A 17,835-nucleotide genomic window follows, 5' to 3' on the forward strand; every position below is an offset into this window, starting at 1 on the left:
GGATACCGGTGTTGTATCCGGACGAAACCGCAACGCCGCCGGTCGTCGTCCGGGCCCGCCGCAGGCCGGCCAGTTCTTATGAAACAGGCCCTAGTCCGCCAGCACGGCGGCTGCTCTGGCTCGTAGCGACCGGCGCTCCAGGGCGGGGGCGGCCAGACCAGCCAGTGTCGTCGCCCAACTCGGCGAATCGCTGCGAGGGCTCATCCTCGTGTGCGCCCACGATCCCTGAACCGCTCCTGGCACTCCCCGTTGCGCTGACGCGCAGACGACCAGGCGGAACGGTGCGTCAGTCGCAACCTCACGACCGATTTGCCTACAGGTATTAGGTAGAAGCATAATAGCTGTAGGCAGACAGGGGAGCGTGATGGATAGACCAGGACTGACGCCGGAGCGTCTGACCCGAGCGGGGGCGGAACTGGCCGACGAGGTCGGCTTCGACCAGGTCACCGTCTCGGCGCTCGCTCGACGGTTCGACGTCAAGGTCCCGAGCCTGTACTCGCACCTGAAGAACTCACAGGACCTCAGGATCCGCATCGCGCTGTTCGCGCTCAAGGAACTCGCTGACCGCGTCGCCGATGCCGTCGCCGGTCGAGCCGGCAGGGACGCGCTAGCCGCGTTCGCTGACGCCTACCGCGACTACGCCAGGGAACACCCGGGCCGCTATGCCGCCACCCGGCTCCGGCTCGATCGGGAAACGGCGGCCGCCAGTGCCGGTGTCCAGCACGCGCAGATGGCTCGGGCGATCTTGCGGGGTTACGGGTTGGACGAGCCGGACGCGACCCACGCGGTCCGCATGTTGGGCAGCGTGTTCCACGGCTACGTCAGCTTGGAGCTGGCCGGCGGTTTCGAACACAGCGCTCCCGACGCGCTGGAATCCTGGGAATGGATCGTGGATTCGCTCGACGCGGTGTTACGCACCCGCAGCACTCGCTGACCCGACGACGGCCGCACCACCGCCAGCGCTTCGCAGCGCGGCGCGCCGATGAACATCGAGATCTCGATCGAGAGGCTTGAGGCAATGCCCACCGAACACCAGTGGATCACCACCCCGGTCACCGCGGGCCTGGTGCGCGGGTTTGTCGATCTGGAGGCGACCGCGCGCGGTCTACTGCCGCACCGACTGACCGCCCGGGCCCGCCAGCAGATCCCCGACGACCAACTGGCCATGGCCGAGGCCCAGCCGTCCGGCGTACGGCTGGCCTTCCGTACCCGGGCCACCACCATCGAACTGGACACCCTGCCCACCAAGCGGGTCTACCAAGGCTTCCCGGCCCCACCGGACGGCGTCTACGACCTGCTGATCAACGGGCGCCTGGCCGCGCAGGCGTCGGTGCCCGAAGGCAACGTCCGGACGGTTACCAACATGTTCACCCAGACTTCCGTGCTGACCGAAGGGCCGTCCGGCACCGCCCGCTTCGCGGGTCTGCCGGAGGGTGAGAAAGACATCGAGATCTGGCTTCCACACACGGAGATCACCGAGTTGATCGCGCTGCGCACCGACGCGCCCGTTGAGCGGACCCCGCCCACCGGAAGCAGGACGTGGCTGCACCACGGCAGTTCCATCAGCCACGGCTCGAACGCCACTCATCCCACCGCCATCTGGCCAGCCCTGGCCGCGGCCGAGGGCGGCGTGGAGTTGGTCAACCTGGGATTCGGCGGGAGCGCGCTGCTCGACCCGTTCACCGCCCGCGCCATGCGGGACATCCCCGCTGACCTGATCAGTGTCAAGATCGGCATCAACATCGTCAACAGCGACGTGATGCGTCTGCGCGCCTTCACCCCTGCGGTCCACGGCTTCCTCGACACGGTCCGCGAGGGGCACCCGACCACACCACTGCTGGTCGTGTCCGCCATCCTGTGCCCGGTGCAGGAGGACACGCCCGGTCCCCTCGTGCCGGACTTCGAGGGCGGGACGCTGCGCTTCAAGGCCACCGGCGATCCGGCCGAACGCAGCGCTGGGCGGCTGACCCTCAACGTCATCCGTGACGAACTCGCCCGGATCGTCGAACAGCGCTCGGCCGAAGACCCGAACCTGCACTACCTCGACGGACGTGACCTCTACGGCGAGGCGGACTACGCCGAACTCCCACTCCCCGACGAGGTGCACCCCGATTCCGCCGGACACCGCCGTATCGCCGAGAACTTCGCGCGGCTCGCGTTCGGCGACGGCGGCCCCTTCGCCACCAAGACCGGCTGACCGCCTGGCGCGCGCCGAGCAGCGGCGGACGAGGTGGCGGCGTACCCGCGGGCGCTCCCCCACGAGGCCAACTCGGGCGACGTCTGTGCCCGTGCCCAGCCCGCCGGACCCTGACCCCGCCAGAACCTCGTCCGCCCCGGTCACCCACTACCAGGCGCGCAAGACCCACTGCTGGGCAGTGGTGCTGTTACAGGGCCACTGCCACACGGCGTTGCCTGCGACGGGGTCGCCCCAGGGAACATCGACGCACTGCCCGGTCTGGAGGTTCCGTAGCGCGTACCCATTCGCTCCCGGTACCTGCGTAACGGACCAGAGCTGCCGCGCGACGCCCAGGCAGTCCCACAGTTGTAGCGTCTGGCCCGCTGCCGGGTTGCCCCAGGGCACGTCGAGACACTTGGGGCCCTCTGCCGACCAGAGCGAGCTGACAAGCTGGTAGTAGACGACGCCGTTCCACCTTCCCTCGTAGACCATCGTCCACTTCTGGGCCGGGCCGTCGTAGCAGGGCCACTGCTTGATCGCCGTGCCGTTGGCAGTACTGGAGTACGACACGTCGATGCACAGGCTGCCGAAGGGGTACTCGCTGGTAGCCGAGCTCTGGGATCTGAATGAGTATTCGGCGGCGGCGCTCGCAGGTGAGACGGCCACCAGGTTGGCGGCTACGAGTCCGACGCACACCGCGAGCACCGTGGACGTCCGGTTGAGGATGTTCATGAGCATTCCTCTCGGCTGGAGGGGGACGACATCGATGAAGGGGCGGCCGGTCGGCATCAGATACGTCCGCTACAGCGCGGGCGAGGACCGGCCTCAGGTGGGGAAGAAGTGCCGATCGGCAGGGTTACAGGCGCCCACTCGTGTAGAGGTAGTCCAGCAACCGTCCGTCGACCCGGTCCTGGAAGGTGTCGGCCACCGCCGCTTCCGGTTGTTCGTACTCGTAACCGCAGCGCACCCAGCGTTCCGGGACGCTGGCCACGTCCAGGTACCCCTCGTCGATGCTGCCCACCTCGAAGCCGGGCTTCCCGGCCGACTGCCAGCAGCTGAAGAGTTGACCGTCGGCGTTGACCACGGCGCCGTGCCGGCCTCCGGGCACCGAGCAGATGTGGCAGGTGGTTCTCATGCTGGGTCGGACCACCCGGAAACCCGCCTCCAACGCGGCGATACTCCAACCCGCGAACGCGTCGCTCACGGTGTCGATGTGCCGCATGGTGTTGTGGTATCCGAAGCCCGCGTCGCCCACCCAGGCGAACGTCACCGTGCACCGGTCGGGGCTCAGGCCGGCGGCCAGTTCCCCGACGAGGTCGGCGATCCGGTCGAAATTGTGGTGCGACACGTTCACCCGCAGGTTCCAGTTCAGCCCGGTGACCTCTGTCGCACGAGCGACGTTGCGAACGATGGTGTCGAAGGTGGGCGCGCCGGACCGCTTGACCCGGATCTGGTCATGATCCGCCCGGCTGCCGTCGAACGTCACCTGCACGCCGTTGAGACCCGCCGCGTACAGCTCACGGGCCAACCTCGGGGTCAGCAGAACGCCGTTCGTGGTCATCGCGCACTGGTCGAGCCCGATCGCGCGCGCTCGGTCCAGCAGGGTGAGGCAGCCCCGGGGATTGAGCAGCGGCTCACCCCCGAACAGCAGCAGGTACAGGCGATCCAGCTCGCACTGACGCATCCGGTCCCGGGCGAAGGTGATGATGCGATCGACGGTGTCAGTGTCCAGCCAGGTCCGCCGGATCCGCGGCGGCCGTGCGCCGCCCGTGTCGTCCACCCCGGTGTTCTGGAAGCAGTAGGCGCAGCCGAGGTTGCAGGTGGTCGTGGTGAGCACGGTCAGCGAGAACGAGACCGGCAGGCGCGGCTCGAACGCCCCCGTGCGGCGGAGGAAGCCCGTGGTGGCAGCGTCCACCGTGCCGTCCGACCCCACACACTCGGGGCGCAGCAGGGTCCAGGTCTGGTTGCCGATGAACCACCAGCCGTGTTCGCTGCGGATCAGCCGCGGTGCGTCGATGTCATCCAGGCGGGTACCGATCATGGCTCTTCCTTCCAGCGTTGGTCCTGATCGTCGGGTCAGCGGGGCCTGTCGGTCGTTCACAGTCGCCGACAGGCCCCGCGGTGCTGCCCCCGGCTAGGCGTTCGGGCCGGCGTCGCGCTGCAACGTGACGTTCTCCGGCGCGCCGATCTGGATCCCGCAGGAGGCGTCCGCGATCTGCGCCGCGCTGCGGTTGGCGAGAACCCGGCTCACCTCCGGCGCCCCGATCTGGACGCCGCAGGCGGCGGCCTCCTCAACGGAGACGTCCGGCCCCCGGTTGACGAGAATGCCCTCCAGCTCCTCGGCACCGATCTGAATACCGCACATCTGGCCTGCTCCCTTCTCCGGCCGGAACGGCTTCCCGCCGGTCTTGGTGAATACGTGGCGGCAGGGCCGGTAGCAGATACCGATCCGTCGGACTCTCTCCCGACCGAGTGCCGCCGGTCAGCGAGGGTGTCCGCGATGGAGGTCTGCGGATCTGCGGCGCAGGCGTCCCCGCCGGCCCCCGTGGGACCGCGCACGGGGCCGCCTCAGTTGTCCGGGCACAATCCGGTAGCCCGGACCGGCTGAGCGCTGTCCAGATAGGCCGCAGCTATCCAGCCGGTGTCGCCGAGGACGGTCGTCCGGGCCCACGCGTTGTCGCCCTTGACGGCTTCCCCGGTGCGGTAGCAGGTCACCCGGCCCAGCGTGCCGTCGGGCACCTTGCGCAGCACCCGGTCACCCGTGGACGGGCCGGCGCGCAACGACGCGTCGGGGCGGGCCTTCACCGCGACGAGCCGCCCCTCGCCGGGAACCAGGCCGTCCTGGAGCCCCCGGCAGGTGAGCGCCGACGAGCCGATCCACATGATGGTGTAGTCCTCGCCGGCACGTCGCTGGTGGCTGGTGTCGAAGCAGTACGCGGGGCTGTCCTGATCCGGTCCGATGCCCTGGGTGGCCAGATTCAGGAGCGGAATCTGTTTGATCAGGAAGCAGGCGGCCGTGTCGGCGACCGCGCCGAGGCGGCCACGGACGACCGCCACCACGCCGACCGCCCAGGAGTCGCGCCGGCTCTGGTAGATCCGCACCGCCAGCCGGTCGGTCTGGTAGGCGCATTGGACGGCGTCGTTGACCTGCCCGAGCCGGTCGGCGAAGCGGCCGAGGTTGTCGAGGAACTGGTCGACCCGGGGCCGCTGCCCCGGCACGATCCGTTGGGTCACCTCACTGACCAGGTCGACGTACGGCAGGCAGGGGTTTTCGACCGAGGCGTAGCTTGCCTCGTCCAGCTGCGGAAGCAATCCGCCGCTGCGGGTGCCGGCCGGCGGGCAGCCGCCGCCTCCGGCGATCTTCGCGAGGCCGTCGGCCGTACCCGGGCGGTTCTCGGCACCGCTGCTCGCCGCGCCGCCGTTCGTGCGGCATGCCGTCAGGAGACCGGCCGCCAGGGCGAGCACGGCGAGGCCGGCGGCGAGACCCGCCCGGCGATGGCGCTTCTTCACAGTGTGGTCAGTCATGCCTGGATGGGGGGCCGGGGCGGCATCCTGGATACCTGCCGTCGGTGCGACTCTGGCGCGGTTGGCTCAGCCGGCACCGAAACAGACGAAGCTCGAGGGCTGATTGCCGCGTACGGCCTCAGCCAGTGCTGCCGCCGGCAATCGGCCCGCGACGACCGCCCGATGATAGGCCGCCATGATCTCCATGGCCGCCTCGTCGGCGACCCGGCTGACGCTCGCGACGACCGTGGCGGTGCCTGCGGCGAGCAGGGCGGTCGGCATGCCGAGCGCCTCGTCGCCGTGCCGCACGTCGGTCAGGCCCAGGTCGCAGCAGGACAAAACCACGGTACGCGGCGCGTTCCGCAGTTCCTGCACGTCGTATCCCAGCAACGGGCCGCCGGCCAGCTCCAGCGTGGAGAACAGCGGGTTCTCGGTCTGGTGCTGCCCATGCGCCGCCACATGGGCGAGGCCGGCGCCGGCCATCGCCGCGAGGGTCGCCGCCGGGGTCGCCTCCGCCCCGGCGAGCAGAACGGCGCCCGGGTGCAGCGACGCCACGACCCGGGCCTCCGCCTGCCCCCGGGGGATTCCCGGTCCCGCCACCACCGTCACCGCCGCCGACCCGGCCGTGGGCCCGCCGGCCTTCAGGCGACGCCGGGCGGCCAGCCAGACCCCGACCGACGGCGTCACCGTGACCGGCCGGGTCACGCACGCTGGCAGGGCATGCCACGGCGTGGTCAGCAACAGCCCGGTCGGGACCAGCACCAGGTCCCGGTCGCCGACCAGCGCAAGCACCGGGTCGAGCAGCATCGACTCCACGTGGTCGGCGTCCTGCCGCGTAGCGGCGCGGACCACCGCCGCCAGCCGGGCGGGCATGGACCGGCCCGCCTGCGCGTCCAGGTCGGCGCGTAGTCGTCGTACCGCCTCCTCGGCCAGGCCGCGGTCGCCAAGTACCACCACCGAGGTCGCCCGGTCAGTGACCACCAGCGCGCGCAGGATGTCCCCGGCGGCCACGTACACCACGAGCGCCGCGCCAGCCAGCTCCGCCGTCACGGCGCTCAGCGGCGCCGGCGTCGTCGGCGCCGCGTCCCGGGGGCCCGGCGTCGCCCAGGCGCGCTCCCGGATCATCCGCTGGAGCGCCTCCAACCGACTGTGGAAGGCCAAGGTCGGGCGCCCCGCGAGTTCTGCCTGCCGGACGCGGTGCTGTAGCTGGCGCAGCTCTTCCAGCGCCTCGGCGGCGACCGGGTCGTCGGGCGGCCGCACCGGCGGCAGCAGCAGCGCCTGGGCCCGCGCCCGCTCGGACCACCGGTAGACGGCGATGGCGGAGCCCTCTGCCAACGCTGCGGCGAGCCCCGCCCGGGCCAGGTCGCGGCCGTGCACCGCGGCCCCGGTCTGCAGGTCGGCGCAGCCGAACCGGGCGCGGTGCCGGTGCAGAGCAGCCATTCCGGCCAACAGACTCCGCCGCGCCTCGGCCGACCGGCCGGCCGAGGCCGCCACCTCCGCACGGGCCATGTGCCAGAGCAGGCGCGTGTCGAGCCGATCGGTCCGTCGCGGTCCGGACTGTCGCCCGATCAGCTCCGCCGCCCGGCGGGGTCGGCCCGCGGCCACCAGCGCCCGGGCCTTGACCAGACCGGCGACCCGAGCATCCTCAGGCAGCCCGAGCCGGGCCAACCGGCCGGCCAGCACCCCGGCGCGCCGGGCCACCGTCGCCTGGTCGACCTCGCCGACCGCCTGGTCGGCGCGGAGCTCGAACAGGGCAGCCAGGGCCGCACGGCGGACGTTCGTACGGCCGAGGAAAGCGACCCGGGCACGTCGGGCCCACCGCGCGGCAGCGACCGGTTCGCCGGCAAGCAGGGCCGCCTCCGCACGAACCTGAAGGGCATCGGCGTACGTGTGTCCGAGCTGCTGCTGCGCCGCCCGCTCCACCGCGCTGGCGAGTTGCCGTTCGGCCTCGCGGTACAGCCCGGCCGCGACCAGCGCGCGAGCCCGTTCCACGGCCAGGTTGGCGAGCCGGCCCGGCGCGAGCACCTGGTAGTCGGCGTCGGACTGGGCGAAGGCACGCAGCGCGGCGGGCAGGTCACCGGCGATCACGTCCAGACAACCCAGGTTCGTCCGCGCCATGGCCACGTGCAGACCGAGCCCGTACCGGGCGGCGACCTCCGCGCAACGCCGCAGGTCGGCGCGGGCGAGCCGGACGTTGCCCGCCTCCACGTGCACGAGGCCGCGATTGTTGAGCGCCTTGACCAGATCAAGTGGGTGGGTGAGGTCGCTCAACAGGTCGATGGACTCGTCGTACTGGCGCAGCGCCTCCGCGTTACGGCCGCTGCGCTTGAGGAGCAGGGCCCGCTGGCCGAGCAGGATCGGCCGCTGCGGCGCAGCCGCGAGTGCCTCGGCCTCGTCCAGCAGCCGAAAGCCCAGCTCCACCCGGCCTCGCTCGGACTCCGCCCAGGCGAGGCTGATCAGCAGGCGGACGTGGATGTCACGCAGGGCCGGGTGGCGCTTGGCCAGCCTCAGGCCCGCCCGCAGTTCGCGGGCAGCCCGCCCCGGCTGACCGGCGTCGCTCGACGCCAGGCCCGCCGCGTGCCAGCGGATGGCCCGCCGGGCGAGGGTGGCCGGGCGCATGTCACAGGGTGAGGGCCGGCGTGACCACCTGCGGCGCGTGCTCACCCCGCGCCGGGTGCACCACCACCTGCGCCAGACCGTGCGGCACGCCGTCCAGCACAAACCGGCCCGACGCGTCGGACTCCACCGTCCGGGGCGGGTCGGGCGCGGGGTACCGCAGCTCGACCCGTACGGCGGCGCCCGGCGCGAGCCAGCCGTCGATCCGGACCATGCCGTCGGACCGGTCCACGATCGTGATCATCACGGTCCGGCTCTGCGCGTCGAACGTCAGGGTGCGGGTCCGTTCCGTGCCCCGCACCGCGCCGACCAGTTGCTCTTCGCGCAGCCGAGCAACCTCCCGGTCGACGTCGTCGAGGGCCAGCACAAGGCGTACCCGGTCGTCGAGGTCGGACGGCGGCGGGTCGAGCCGGGTGAGCACCGCGGCGAGCTGGTCCAGAATCGCCTGGTCCAGGTCGTCGAACGGCTGGTCGGCGGGGTCCGGGGCGGTCATGTCGGGCTCCACGTCGAGTCGGCGGTCAGCATCTCCCGCAGCTTCGCCAGGCACCGGCCGCGGGTCGGCCCGATGCTGCCGCGCGGCATGCCCAACGCCTCGGCCACCACTGTGTAGTCCGGGCGCTCGACGTGCGCGACGATCCGCAGCAGCGCCCGGCACCGCTGTGGCAGCCGCGCGACGTGCCGCCACAGCGCCCGGTCACGTTCGTCGGACAGCAGCAGGTCGGCCGGGCCGGGATCCGGGTCGGGCGAGGACTCCAGCCTCGCCGCATCGTGCGGCGTCTGCCGCTGGGCGAGCCCACGCACCCGCCAGGACTCCCGGCGGGTGGTGGTCACCAGCCACGCGGTGAGCGCGTTCGAAGACCGTATGGTGTGCAGTCCGCGTACCAACTCCAGCCAGGTCGTCTGGACGACGTCGGCGGCCTCGTCGGCGTCGAGGCCCTGTGCCCTGGCGACGTGCCACAGCAGCGGGTTGAGGTCCCGAACCACCTCGTCGAGGGCGTTCCGGTCGCCCGCCCTGGCTCGGTCGAGGCGCTCGCCGAGGCGTGCCGCGCGGTCGGTCGACGCGCCCGCGCGCTCCACCGGGGTCTTTGGCAGATTGGACATGGCGTCAGTCCGGCAGCCGCATGGGAGCCGGCGCCAGCCTCTGGGCGAGCTGACCCGCGTACCGGGCCGCCGCGAACGACGTACCGCTCCAGTAGGCGTACGCGCCCAGCGCGGTGACCGGCGCCGTGGACAAGGGCATGAGGCTCACCGTGTTGGTGCCCTCGCGCCACTGGCGCACCCACACCCCGTGGTTGCTGTATGGCGCCCGGGTGGTCGGCGAGGCCTGGGCCCCGACGCTGATCACCGTAAGAGTCGGGTCGGCCGCGAAGGCAGCCGGATAGACCGGGCTGTCCGTACCGTCGTTACCGGCCGAGGCGACCACCGGAACGCCCCGGTCCGCCAACCGTTTGAGCGCCTGGCGGACGGGCTCCAACTCTTCGTCCTCACCGGCACCCGGACGGCCGAACGCGGTCAGCACGACGTCGACCCGCTGACCGTCGTCGACCCGGTCCGCCAGCCAGTTCATCGCGTGCGCCGCGTTCAGGTCGCTGACCCGACCGGCGTCGCTCATCACCCGCAACGAGAGGATCCGCGCGTCGGGCGCCTCAAGGCGGACCAGTCCGGCGAGGAAGGTCCCGTGCCCCCAATGACTACCGAAGTCCGGCTGCTCTGTCTCCTCGCCGCGGCTCTCCTGCCCGGCAACCGCCGGAATGGCGCGCGGCGGCGTCCATCCCTGCGCCTCCTCCCAGTACGGCTCGCCGCCGGCCTCGGCCAGCCAGTCGTGCTCGCGTACCCCGGTGTCGAGCAGCGCCACCACGGGTCGCCCGGCCGGAAACTGGCTGGCCGGGCGCCGGGCGGGCTTCGGCGGCATCACGTGCTCGGGCGCCGCGAGCCAGGCGATGGTCCCGTGCCCGCTCTTGCAGCCGCTGGCCCCGAAGTACGGGTAGAGATTCGCCTCCACCCGGGCGTCGTCCTCCACGGTGGCGGCCGTGCACTCGTAGTCGGGCAGACACTCCGGCACGTCGGCGTCGGCGTCGGATCGGCCGGCCAGTCGGCGGCTGGCCCGGGCCACGGCCACCGGGTCACCCTGAACGGGCAGTTCGACCAGGTCGACAGCGGGCGGTGTGGGGGCGGCCGGCGGGGACAACGGCCGGCCCAAACCGGCCTCGGCCAGCAGCCCGTTGAGTCGCTCGACCGTCTCCGGGCGCTCCACCACCCACGCCGGCACGAGCACGACGTCAGGACGGTAAGGGGGGCGCGACACCTGTCCTCCCGGTACTACAGCCGACTCACTCAGGGCCGCCCCGCGCGCGGCGCGGGTCGGTGGTCACAAGCCCAGTTGAGCACGTTCCGCTGCCGCAGCCAATGGCCCGGCCGGCGCATCGACGATAGCCATCCGACGTGTATCTCGGGGATCAACCCGCTCCCTTATCACGGATGGGCCTGCGCCAAGCCCTACCGATCCGAGACCGCCCGACGAGCGGCCCTACCCGCGTGGCTCCACGCCTACAATCACCACCGCCACCACACCGCACTCGGCGGCCCACCCGCCAGCCGCGTCCCCAACCTTTCTGGACAGAACACCTAGGCGACGCCAAGGGTGGGGACCCCGGTCCGAACCGCCTCGATGAAGGCATCAGGTGGCAGGTAGCGATGCTCTTCGACGTAGTGGCCGATCAGGGCCGGTGCGGCGAAGTTCGTCCCGTCCACGGCGGTGAGCCAGATCTCACCGTTTCCGCGCGCGACATCGGGAGCTTCGTGAAGGCGGATGTCGGCCCGAATCAGGCGCAGAGGCTCGGCCGCTCCCGGGCAGAACTGGCAGTAGTGGTACCCCCGCATGAGCCGCACTGGTTCAGCGCCGAGCCGCGCCAGGCGATCTCGAACGTCTCGCGGGCACGCTCCTTCGGTGAAGGGCATGCTCGAATCCAGCCAACCGACGGCAATGGCGTCCGGGGCGCCCGGGTAGTAGTCATAGGGCGCCAGGTCCGGAATGTACGTCACGCGTCGATCATCGCAGTCGGGCACCGGCCGTGCGAACAACCGAACGACGGTGCGAGCCGCCTGAAGGCGGCCCGCACCATTGACCGAACGCTGGGCGCGTCACGCCCGTGCCGGGATGCTGGTGGGTGGAAGTCCCCGGCCTAGAGGCGGGCCTTCGTCACGCGGGAGGATTCGTACGTCGTGGAGGCCCGGGGTAGGCCCGGCACGGTGGATACGTCCTTGACCAGCATGCCGGTCGTGGCGTCAACGGTCAGCACCTCGCTGCCCTCGCCGCCGAACACCTCGGGGCCGGCGGTGATCGTCAACGTGGCCCTGCCCTGGGTGGTGGAGTTCTCGACGCTGACCGCGGGGATGGTGGACAGCAGACGTAGCACACCGGCCCGGACCTGGGTGTTGCCGTCGCCAGCGGACAGCGCTTGGGTGCTGTACGTCCACAGGGCGTTGTCGAAGTGCCGCTGAACGGCCTGCGGGCTGTACGGCTTCGGCTTGGCGTGGCCGCCCTTCTGCTTGATGATCACCTGGGCGTCCGCCTGCTGCTTGTCCCACGCCGCCTGCTGCGCTGCGGGGTCGAGGCCCACCAGCGGATCCTTGGCTGCCTTGAGCATCCGGGTCCGGCCGTCGGCCGGGCTGCTGTCCGCCGCGGCGACGGCTGCCTTGAGCAGCGGTGCGTAGCCGCCGTCCGTCATCTGGTCCTGGTGACGGGCGATCGCACGCTTGATGTCCTTCACGCTGCTGCCGGTATAGATCTCGTGACGGTCGGTGTACAGCGTGTAGACGACCTGCGTGGTCTTGGTGCCGTTGACCTGTGTCGCCTTCACCAGCCACGCGTCGCCAGCCGGCGGGGTGACCGTCTTGATGGAACCGGCCAGGGTCATCAGTGGCGCGCGCTCAGCGGACCCGTCGGCGGTGGTCGAGCCCGAGGTGGCGGCCGACGAAGCCTGGCTGGCCTCGGTGCCTCCGGTCGCCGAGGAGTTGAGCACCACAGCGACGACCGCCGCCGCGGCGGCAACCCCCACCCCGGCGCCGATCCCCCATCGGCCCGCGATACCGATCCGGCGGCGGCGCTGAAGCGCCGGGCTGGATGCGTCGTCCCGCGTGGTTGTCGTCGTTCGCATGGTTGAAGGTGCCTCCACAGTCGTGTCCTCCGCTGATATCGCGCCCAGCCGCACGGTTGCGGGGTCGGCCATGGCCGCCCGCAGCACCGCCCGCGCCCGCTGATACGCCTCCGGGCGTAGTGGTTCCGCGCTGCCCAACGCACCGACCAGATCGAGCTCGTCGGTCATCGGTGTCTCTCCTTCGCGCTGTTGCGGTCCTTCAGAAGCGCGGACACCCCGGGCGCGTCGCGCAATGCCGTCCTGGCCTGGCTCAGCAGCCGCCGCGCGGTGCCGGCCGGTATGCCGAGTGCCCGCGCGGCGTCGGCTGCCGTCAGGTCCTCCCAGGCGACGAGCCTCAGGACCTCCCGCTCTTCTGGTTTGAGCCGCGTCAGGGCGGACCGGAGCACCGCCCGGGCGTCCACCCCGAGGTCCACCGCCGACCACGGATCCCACCCGGTAGCCGTCTCCGGCACGTCCGCTACCAGGTCCTCGGCGGGCCGGGACCGCCAGTAGCGCCGCAAGCGGTTCAACGCCACCCCGTACAGCCACGGCCGCGCATCGTTGTACGACCGGTCGTACGATCGCCGCGACTCGAACGCCGCAACCCACACCTCGCCCAGAAGGTCCTCAGCCGCATCCCGCCCCGCCCGGCGAACGAGGTACGAACCGACGGCGGCCTCATGACGCTCGACCACCTCGACGAAGGCGTCGACATCGCCATCCAGCGACCGGCCTATCAAATCCGCATCCGAAGCCATGGCCCTCCTCGGCACAGTCCGCGCTTCACACTGATATTGCCGATCCGGCGAAAAAGTGTTCAGGCGCCGAGATCCGGGGGCGAGCGGAGGCCCGGTCCACTCGGCCCGGCTGTCGTCCGCGACGCGAACCCTCCGGGCCGGGCTGTTGATCGCTAGTCGCGGGTGGCTTGCATGGCGAGGCGGTCCTGCAGGCGTGCGTGCCGGAACTGGTATCGCGGGCCGACGGTGCGCAGGACATGCCTGGCGCGGGCATCTTCGAGGAAGTGCATCATCCGCAGCGGACCGTCGCCCGCAACGCGCAGCCAGACGAAGACGAGGAGCGCCCGCCACACCCGAGACACCGTGACACCAAATCCCAGGCCGAACGCCAGATTGAAGGCGATTCGGCGTGCCGAGGGCACGCCGGCGGAGAGGGCGAGGATGCCGCCCAGCCCGAGCACCGCACCGATCAGCAGGCCGCAGCCGAGATCACGCTTCCAACAGGTCCACGGATCCGCGGTGCTTCGGTCGGTGCCGGTGGGTCGGGCTCCGGCGTAAACAATCATCAGTGCCAGCGTGAAGGCTGCGCTGACCACCAGCGTGTGGATGGGACTGGGCGCGTCCTCGCCGGGCTCGGGAAAGTAGGTGAGCCGCAGCCGGATGAGCGCGAACTCCGCACCGGCCAGCATCAACCACCCCAGGACGACACTCGGGGCGGCCAGCGAGCGCAGCCGGTTGACGGCCCACGCGCGGGGCTCGCCGGAGGTGCTACCGAACATCAGGTCGCCGCCCTGATGTAGGAGTAGCCCGGCAGGCATGCCAATGAGGAGTCCGGAGGCGATGCCCGATGCGATGGGGGTGGTGGCTCCATCGCCGATCACGAAGAGCATCCCCCAGACGATGGTGCCGATCAGTGCTGAGACGTAGATCGTCAGGAAGAGTTGAGTGATCAAGGGTAGCCAACCGCGAACGCGCCACCAGGCGACGTCGCGATCGCCGGTCTCGTCGAGCCGCATGGCGAGCCGGCCGAGCCAACGGCGTGCCTGGTCGACCGTGTAAGGCGGCAGCGGGCCGTCGGTGTCAGGATCCCGGCCGTAGGCGTTGAGCAGGATGGTATCGAGCAGGTACTCCTCGGCCGCCTTGCGGCTACGTCGATTGAGCAGCTCGCCGAGCCGGTCCTCGCGTCCGTGCAGGTCGGCAACCAGGCTGAGCATCAGGGGGTTCTGCAGTGCCTTGATGAGGCCGCCGCGAGATCCACCCTGCAGGAGCCTCAGCAGGCGTTGCCAGGTGGTTGTGGGCGTGCCGGGGAAGCTCGCCAGATAATCGGCGGCCTGTGCCGCCGTGGGAGGCGTGAGCTCAAGGGTTGCCGCTCCGATCAACAGGCCCCGGCGGGCAGCCGCGTCGCCCATCTCGTCGCCGCGGCTGAGTAGCACCACGCGCTGCGCTGTCAGCGCGTTCAGCTTCTGCAGGACGGCTGGGCGCAACCGCGGCGGTACCGCGTCGAGGCTGTCGAGGACGAAGGAGACGCGGCCATTGGCCAGCATCTCGCGGACGACGCCCGGCCCGTAATCCGCTGATCGCAGGAAGGGATAGGCATGCAGCACCTGGGACGTGGCCCAGGAGAGAAAGTCGAGCTGGCCGGGATCCCAGTCGTGCAGCCCCAGCATCACCGGCACGGGCGTGCGGGCCTGGTCGTCCGGATCGAGCGAACGGCGGTGGTTCAGCGCGCTGAGCACAAGCTGCAGCGCGGCGCTGGTCTTGCCCGCCCCGGCGTCGCCGAGCAGCACCATCCGCCCGGATGCCACGCCACCGTAGACCTGGAACAAGTCCGCCAGACTTCCGCTGTCCAGCTCGCCCTGGCCAGTAGCACTCATTCCCGGCAGCGGAGCCGCCCGATGTTCAGTCCACGTCGGATCGACGGCTGCGTCCCGTGATACGCCGAGGTCGCGCTTCGACCACTTCCAGCCAAGCGGTATGGGCGCCGGGACGCGCAATCCCCGCTGTTCCAGATCAGACTCGACCCCCACCCGGATCTGATCTGCCAACCGGTCGACGGCACGATCGATCAACTCGGGCGCGGGGTCCCTCCTGGGCACGATTCGACGCCACAGCACGGGAATGACCGGCACGGCAATCGGCAGCACCAGCGCCGCGAGAGTCTGAAGGGGTACGACATGCTCAGGATGCTCAACCAACACGACATACGCGGCGACGATGACGCCTGCTATCCCGAGCAGCACGATCAACAGCACACCACGGCGGGCATTGATCACAACGAGTAGGCTACCCCGACCCCCGGCCTGACCGGGTCCTGGATCTGCCCTCGGATCGCGGCCGGGGCCTCCGTACGCAGCGGATAGTGGCTCCGGCGACGAGGGCGCCGGTCCTCCCGGGGTTGTCGGTGCGGATCAGGTGGCGGACGGCGAGCCACCGCCACGACCATGACGCAGCCCGAGGGTCGCAGAGCGTTACGGCCTCGGCATGGATCGGAAACAGTGCCGGGCAAGCATCGGACGGGTGAGCGCATCGTCCATGATCGATACGCACTGCCCCTACTGCGCCATGCAGTGCGGGGTATCGCTGACGATCGGCGACGGTCCGCCTCAGCTGGCGCCCACCGAATTCCCGGTCAACAGGGGCGGGCTGTGCGCCAAGGGATGGACGGCCGCCGAGCTTCTCGACCACGGCGACCGGCTGCTGAGCCCGCTCGTCCGCAAGGATCCCGGCGATCGCACCAGCCCGTTGCGACCGGCAGACTGGGACGAGGCCCTCGACCGTATCGTCGACGCCATCCGCGCCGGCCAGCACCGGTACGGCCCGGACAGCGTCGGGGCCTTCGGTGGCGGCGGGCTGACCAACGAGAAGGCGTACGCGCTGGGCAAGTTCGTCCGGGTGGCGCTGCGGTCGGCGTCGATCGACTACAACGGCCGGTTCTGCATGTCGTCCGCGGCGACCGCTTCGAACCGATCCCTCGGGATCGACCGTGGCCTGCCGTTCCCGCTGGCCGACATCGCCCAGGCGCAGGCTGTGCTGTTGGTCGGCGCCAATCCGGCCGACGCGCTGCCGCCGTCGATGCAGTACTTCGACGCCGGACGGGCCGCCGGCGCCCGGCACATCGTCGTCGACCCCCGCCGTACGACCACCGCGGGCGGCGCTCATCTCCACCTGCAGCCACTGCCGGGCACGGACCTCGCACTGGCGAATGGGCTGCTGCACGTCGCGATTCGCGAGGGCCTGGTCGACGAGACGTACGTGCGCGACCGCACGAGCGGCTTCGACGCGGTCCGGGCCACCGTCGCGGCGTACTGGCCGGACCGGGTGGAGCGGATGACCGGGGTACCGGAACGGGACCTGCGGGAGACGGTACGGCTGCTGGCGGCCGCCACGTCGGCGATGGTGCTCACCGCCCGTGGCGCCGAGCAGCACAGCAACGGCACTGACACGGCGCAGGCGTACCTCAATCTGGCCCTCGCCCTGGGACTGCCCGGACGGCCTTTTTCCGGCTACGGCACGATCACCGGGCAGGGCAACGGGCAGGGTGGGCGTGAGCATGGGCAGAAGGCCGACCAACTGCCCGGCTACCGGCGCCTGGACGACCCTGCGGCGCGCGCACACGTCGCGGCCGTCTGGGGCATCGACCCGGACGAACTGCCCCGGCCGGGCCGGTCGGCCTGGGAGATGCTCGACCGGCTCGGGACCGACGACGGAGTACGTGTGCTGCTCGTGTTCGCCAGCAACATCGCCGTGTCGGCGCCACACGCCAACCGGGTGATGGACCGGCTGCGGGCGCTGGACCTGCTCGTCGTCTCCGACATCTTCCTCTCCGAGACCGCAGCCATGGCCGACGTGGTGCTGCCCACGACACAGTGGGCGGAGGAGGACGGCACGATGACGAATCTCGAGGGGCGCGTCATCCGCCGTAAGCGGGTCATGTCACCGCCGCCGCAGGTCCGCACTGATCTGCGGGTGCTCGCCGACCTCGCTGGCCGGCTCGGCCGCGGCCGCTACTTCGACGACGATCCGCGCCGCGTCTTCGACGAGTTGCGCCGAGCCAGCGCCGGCGGGACAGCCGACTACGCCGGAATCACCTACGAACGCATCGAGGCTGAGCAGGGGGTCTTCTGGCCATGCCCGAGCGAGGACCACCCGGGTACGCCGCGGCTGTTCACCGACCGGTTCCCAACCGCCGATGGGCGGGCGAAGTTCTTCCGGGTGGAGCACCGCGATCCGGCGGAACTGCCCGACGCCGACTACCCGTATGTGCTGACCACCGGCCGCAACATGCAGCAGTACCAGAGCGGCAACCAGACCCGCCGGGTCGGTGCGCTGACCATGGCGCTGCCCGACGCCCGGGCGGAGCTGCACCCGGACCTCGCCCGCCGGCACGGCATCGCCGACAACGACGTGGTGGAACTGCGCAGCCGGCGCGGGCGGGCCTTCTTCCGGGCGCGCCTCACCAACGGCATCCGCCGCGACACCATTTTCGCACCGTTCCACTGGGGCGGCAGCTCCGCCGTGAACGCGCTGACCGACCCGGCGCTGGACCGCCATTCGCGGATGCCGGCCTTCAAGGCCTGCGCGGTGTCGATCGTGCGCGCGGGCGGCCCGGACGACACCGACCTGCTGACCACCCGACCGCCCAACCCAGCGTCTCAATGATCAAGGG

15 protein-coding genes are annotated in these 17,835 nt (G+C 71.0%); 3 read left to right on the forward strand and 12 right to left on the reverse strand.

Annotated elements, in window-relative coordinates; genetic code table 11:
- Positions 1-364 precede the first annotated feature (364 nt).
- Both AB0J36_RS28765 and AB0J36_RS28770 read left to right on the forward strand, forming a co-directional pair.
- A complete protein-coding gene (locus AB0J36_RS28765) occupies positions 365-934 on the forward strand; it encodes a WHG domain-containing protein (protein ID WP_357134539.1) in 570 nt (189 codons plus the stop codon).
- Positions 935-982: 48 nt separating this feature from the next.
- Positions 983-2,197 (forward strand): GDSL-type esterase/lipase family protein, encoded by a 1,215-nt coding sequence (locus AB0J36_RS28770; RefSeq protein ID WP_363661364.1) that lies wholly within the window; start codon positions 983-985, stop codon positions 2,195-2,197.
- A gap of 147 nt (positions 2,198-2,344) precedes the next feature.
- Here AB0J36_RS28770 and AB0J36_RS28775 read toward each other — a convergent pair whose 3' ends face one another.
- The 12 genes from AB0J36_RS28775 to AB0J36_RS28830 all read right to left on the reverse strand — a co-directional run bounded on the left by AB0J36_RS28775 (position 2,345) and on the right by AB0J36_RS28830 (position 15,442).
- On the reverse strand, positions 2,345-2,914 hold the full coding sequence (locus AB0J36_RS28775) for an RICIN domain-containing protein (protein ID WP_363661365.1): 570 nt from the start codon (positions 2,912-2,914) through the stop codon (positions 2,345-2,347).
- A 118-nt stretch (positions 2,915-3,032) separates the two neighbouring features.
- Positions 3,033-4,217 carry a radical SAM protein gene (locus tag AB0J36_RS28780; RefSeq protein ID WP_363661366.1) on the reverse strand — a complete coding sequence of 395 codons (1,185 nt, stop codon included), beginning with the start codon at positions 4,215-4,217 and terminating at the stop codon, positions 3,033-3,035.
- A 93-nt stretch (positions 4,218-4,310) separates the two neighbouring features.
- Entirely contained in the window at positions 4,311-4,541 is a 231-nt protein-coding gene (locus AB0J36_RS28785) for a hypothetical protein (RefSeq protein ID WP_355047752.1), read from the reverse strand.
- Between the two features lie 203 nt (positions 4,542-4,744).
- The gene (locus AB0J36_RS28790) at positions 4,745-5,701 is read right to left on the reverse strand and encodes a hypothetical protein (protein ID WP_363661367.1); all 957 of its coding nucleotides are present in this window, start codon (positions 5,699-5,701) and stop codon (positions 4,745-4,747) included.
- Positions 5,702-5,767: 66 nt separating this feature from the next.
- Entirely contained in the window at positions 5,768-8,299 is a 2,532-nt protein-coding gene (locus AB0J36_RS28795; RefSeq protein WP_363661368.1) for a CHAT domain-containing protein, read from the reverse strand.
- A gap of 1 nt (position 8,300) precedes the next feature.
- Positions 8,301-8,789, reverse strand: a complete 489-nt coding sequence (locus AB0J36_RS28800) for a hypothetical protein (protein ID WP_357134549.1) — start codon at positions 8,787-8,789, stop codon at positions 8,301-8,303.
- Positions 8,786-9,397 (reverse strand): sigma-70 family RNA polymerase sigma factor, encoded by a 612-nt coding sequence (locus tag AB0J36_RS28805; RefSeq protein ID WP_357134551.1) that lies wholly within the window; start codon positions 9,395-9,397, stop codon positions 8,786-8,788. Before AB0J36_RS28805 ends, AB0J36_RS28800 begins: the two co-directional genes overlap by 4 nt.
- Before the next feature lie 4 nt (positions 9,398-9,401).
- Complete coding sequence (locus AB0J36_RS28810; RefSeq protein WP_363661369.1) at positions 9,402-10,571, reverse strand: S8 family serine peptidase; 1,170 nt, start codon at positions 10,569-10,571, stop codon at positions 9,402-9,404.
- A 350-nt stretch (positions 10,572-10,921) separates the two neighbouring features.
- Positions 10,922-11,338 (reverse strand): hypothetical protein, encoded by a 417-nt coding sequence (locus tag AB0J36_RS28815; protein WP_363661370.1) that lies wholly within the window; start codon positions 11,336-11,338, stop codon positions 10,922-10,924.
- A gap of 140 nt (positions 11,339-11,478) precedes the next feature.
- On the reverse strand, positions 11,479-12,621 hold the full coding sequence (locus AB0J36_RS28820; RefSeq protein ID WP_363661371.1) for a hypothetical protein: 1,143 nt from the start codon (positions 12,619-12,621) through the stop codon (positions 11,479-11,481).
- Positions 12,618-13,190, reverse strand: a complete 573-nt coding sequence (locus AB0J36_RS28825; protein ID WP_363661372.1) for a sigma-70 family RNA polymerase sigma factor — start codon at positions 13,188-13,190, stop codon at positions 12,618-12,620. Before AB0J36_RS28825 ends, AB0J36_RS28820 begins: the two co-directional genes overlap by 4 nt.
- A 152-nt stretch (positions 13,191-13,342) precedes the next feature.
- Positions 13,343-15,442: a hypothetical protein gene (locus AB0J36_RS28830; protein WP_363661373.1), complete on the reverse strand. Its 2,100-nt coding sequence runs from the start codon at positions 15,440-15,442 to the stop codon at positions 13,343-13,345.
- 259 nt (positions 15,443-15,701) lie between these two features.
- On the opposite strand from AB0J36_RS28830, the gene AB0J36_RS28835 reads away from it, so the two are divergent.
- Positions 15,702-17,828: a molybdopterin oxidoreductase family protein gene (locus tag AB0J36_RS28835; RefSeq protein WP_363661380.1), complete on the forward strand. Its 2,127-nt coding sequence runs from the start codon at positions 15,702-15,704 to the stop codon at positions 17,826-17,828.
- Positions 17,829-17,835: the final 7 nt, after the last annotated feature.

It is taken from the genome of Micromonospora sp. NPDC049662 (genome assembly GCF_040675055.1).
In the GTDB taxonomy this organism is placed as follows: domain Bacteria; phylum Actinomycetota; class Actinomycetes; order Mycobacteriales; family Micromonosporaceae; genus Micromonospora.

What these genes read in the sequence shown, in the direction of transcription:
- AB0J36_RS28785 (WP_355047752.1), bottom strand. Translation starts at nt 4,541, where the DNA reads ATGTGCGGTATTCAGATCGGTGCCGAGGAGCTGGAGGGCATTCTCGTC.
- AB0J36_RS28765 (WP_357134539.1), top strand. Translation starts at nt 365, where the DNA reads ATGGATAGACCAGGACTGACGCCGGAGCGTCTGACCCGAGCGGGGGCG.
- AB0J36_RS28790 (WP_363661367.1), bottom strand. Translation starts at nt 5,701, where the DNA reads ATGACTGACCACACTGTGAAGAAGCGCCATCGCCGGGCGGGTCTCGCC.
- AB0J36_RS28835 (WP_363661380.1), top strand. Translation starts at nt 15,702, where the DNA reads ATGATCGATACGCACTGCCCCTACTGCGCCATGCAGTGCGGGGTATCG.
- AB0J36_RS28775 (WP_363661365.1), bottom strand. Translation starts at nt 2,914, where the DNA reads ATGCTCATGAACATCCTCAACCGGACGTCCACGGTGCTCGCGGTGTGC.
- AB0J36_RS28770 (WP_363661364.1), top strand. Translation starts at nt 983, where the DNA reads ATGAACATCGAGATCTCGATCGAGAGGCTTGAGGCAATGCCCACCGAA.
- AB0J36_RS28780 (WP_363661366.1), bottom strand. Translation starts at nt 4,217, where the DNA reads ATGATCGGTACCCGCCTGGATGACATCGACGCACCGCGGCTGATCCGC.
- AB0J36_RS28805 (WP_357134551.1), bottom strand. Translation starts at nt 9,397, where the DNA reads ATGTCCAATCTGCCAAAGACCCCGGTGGAGCGCGCGGGCGCGTCGACC.
- AB0J36_RS28800 (WP_357134549.1), bottom strand. Translation starts at nt 8,789, where the DNA reads ATGACCGCCCCGGACCCCGCCGACCAGCCGTTCGACGACCTGGACCAG.
- AB0J36_RS28795 (WP_363661368.1), bottom strand. Translation starts at nt 8,299, where the DNA reads ATGCGCCCGGCCACCCTCGCCCGGCGGGCCATCCGCTGGCACGCGGCG.
- AB0J36_RS28820 (WP_363661371.1), bottom strand. Translation starts at nt 12,621, where the DNA reads ATGACCGACGAGCTCGATCTGGTCGGTGCGTTGGGCAGCGCGGAACCA.
- AB0J36_RS28825 (WP_363661372.1), bottom strand. Translation starts at nt 13,190, where the DNA reads ATGGCTTCGGATGCGGATTTGATAGGCCGGTCGCTGGATGGCGATGTC.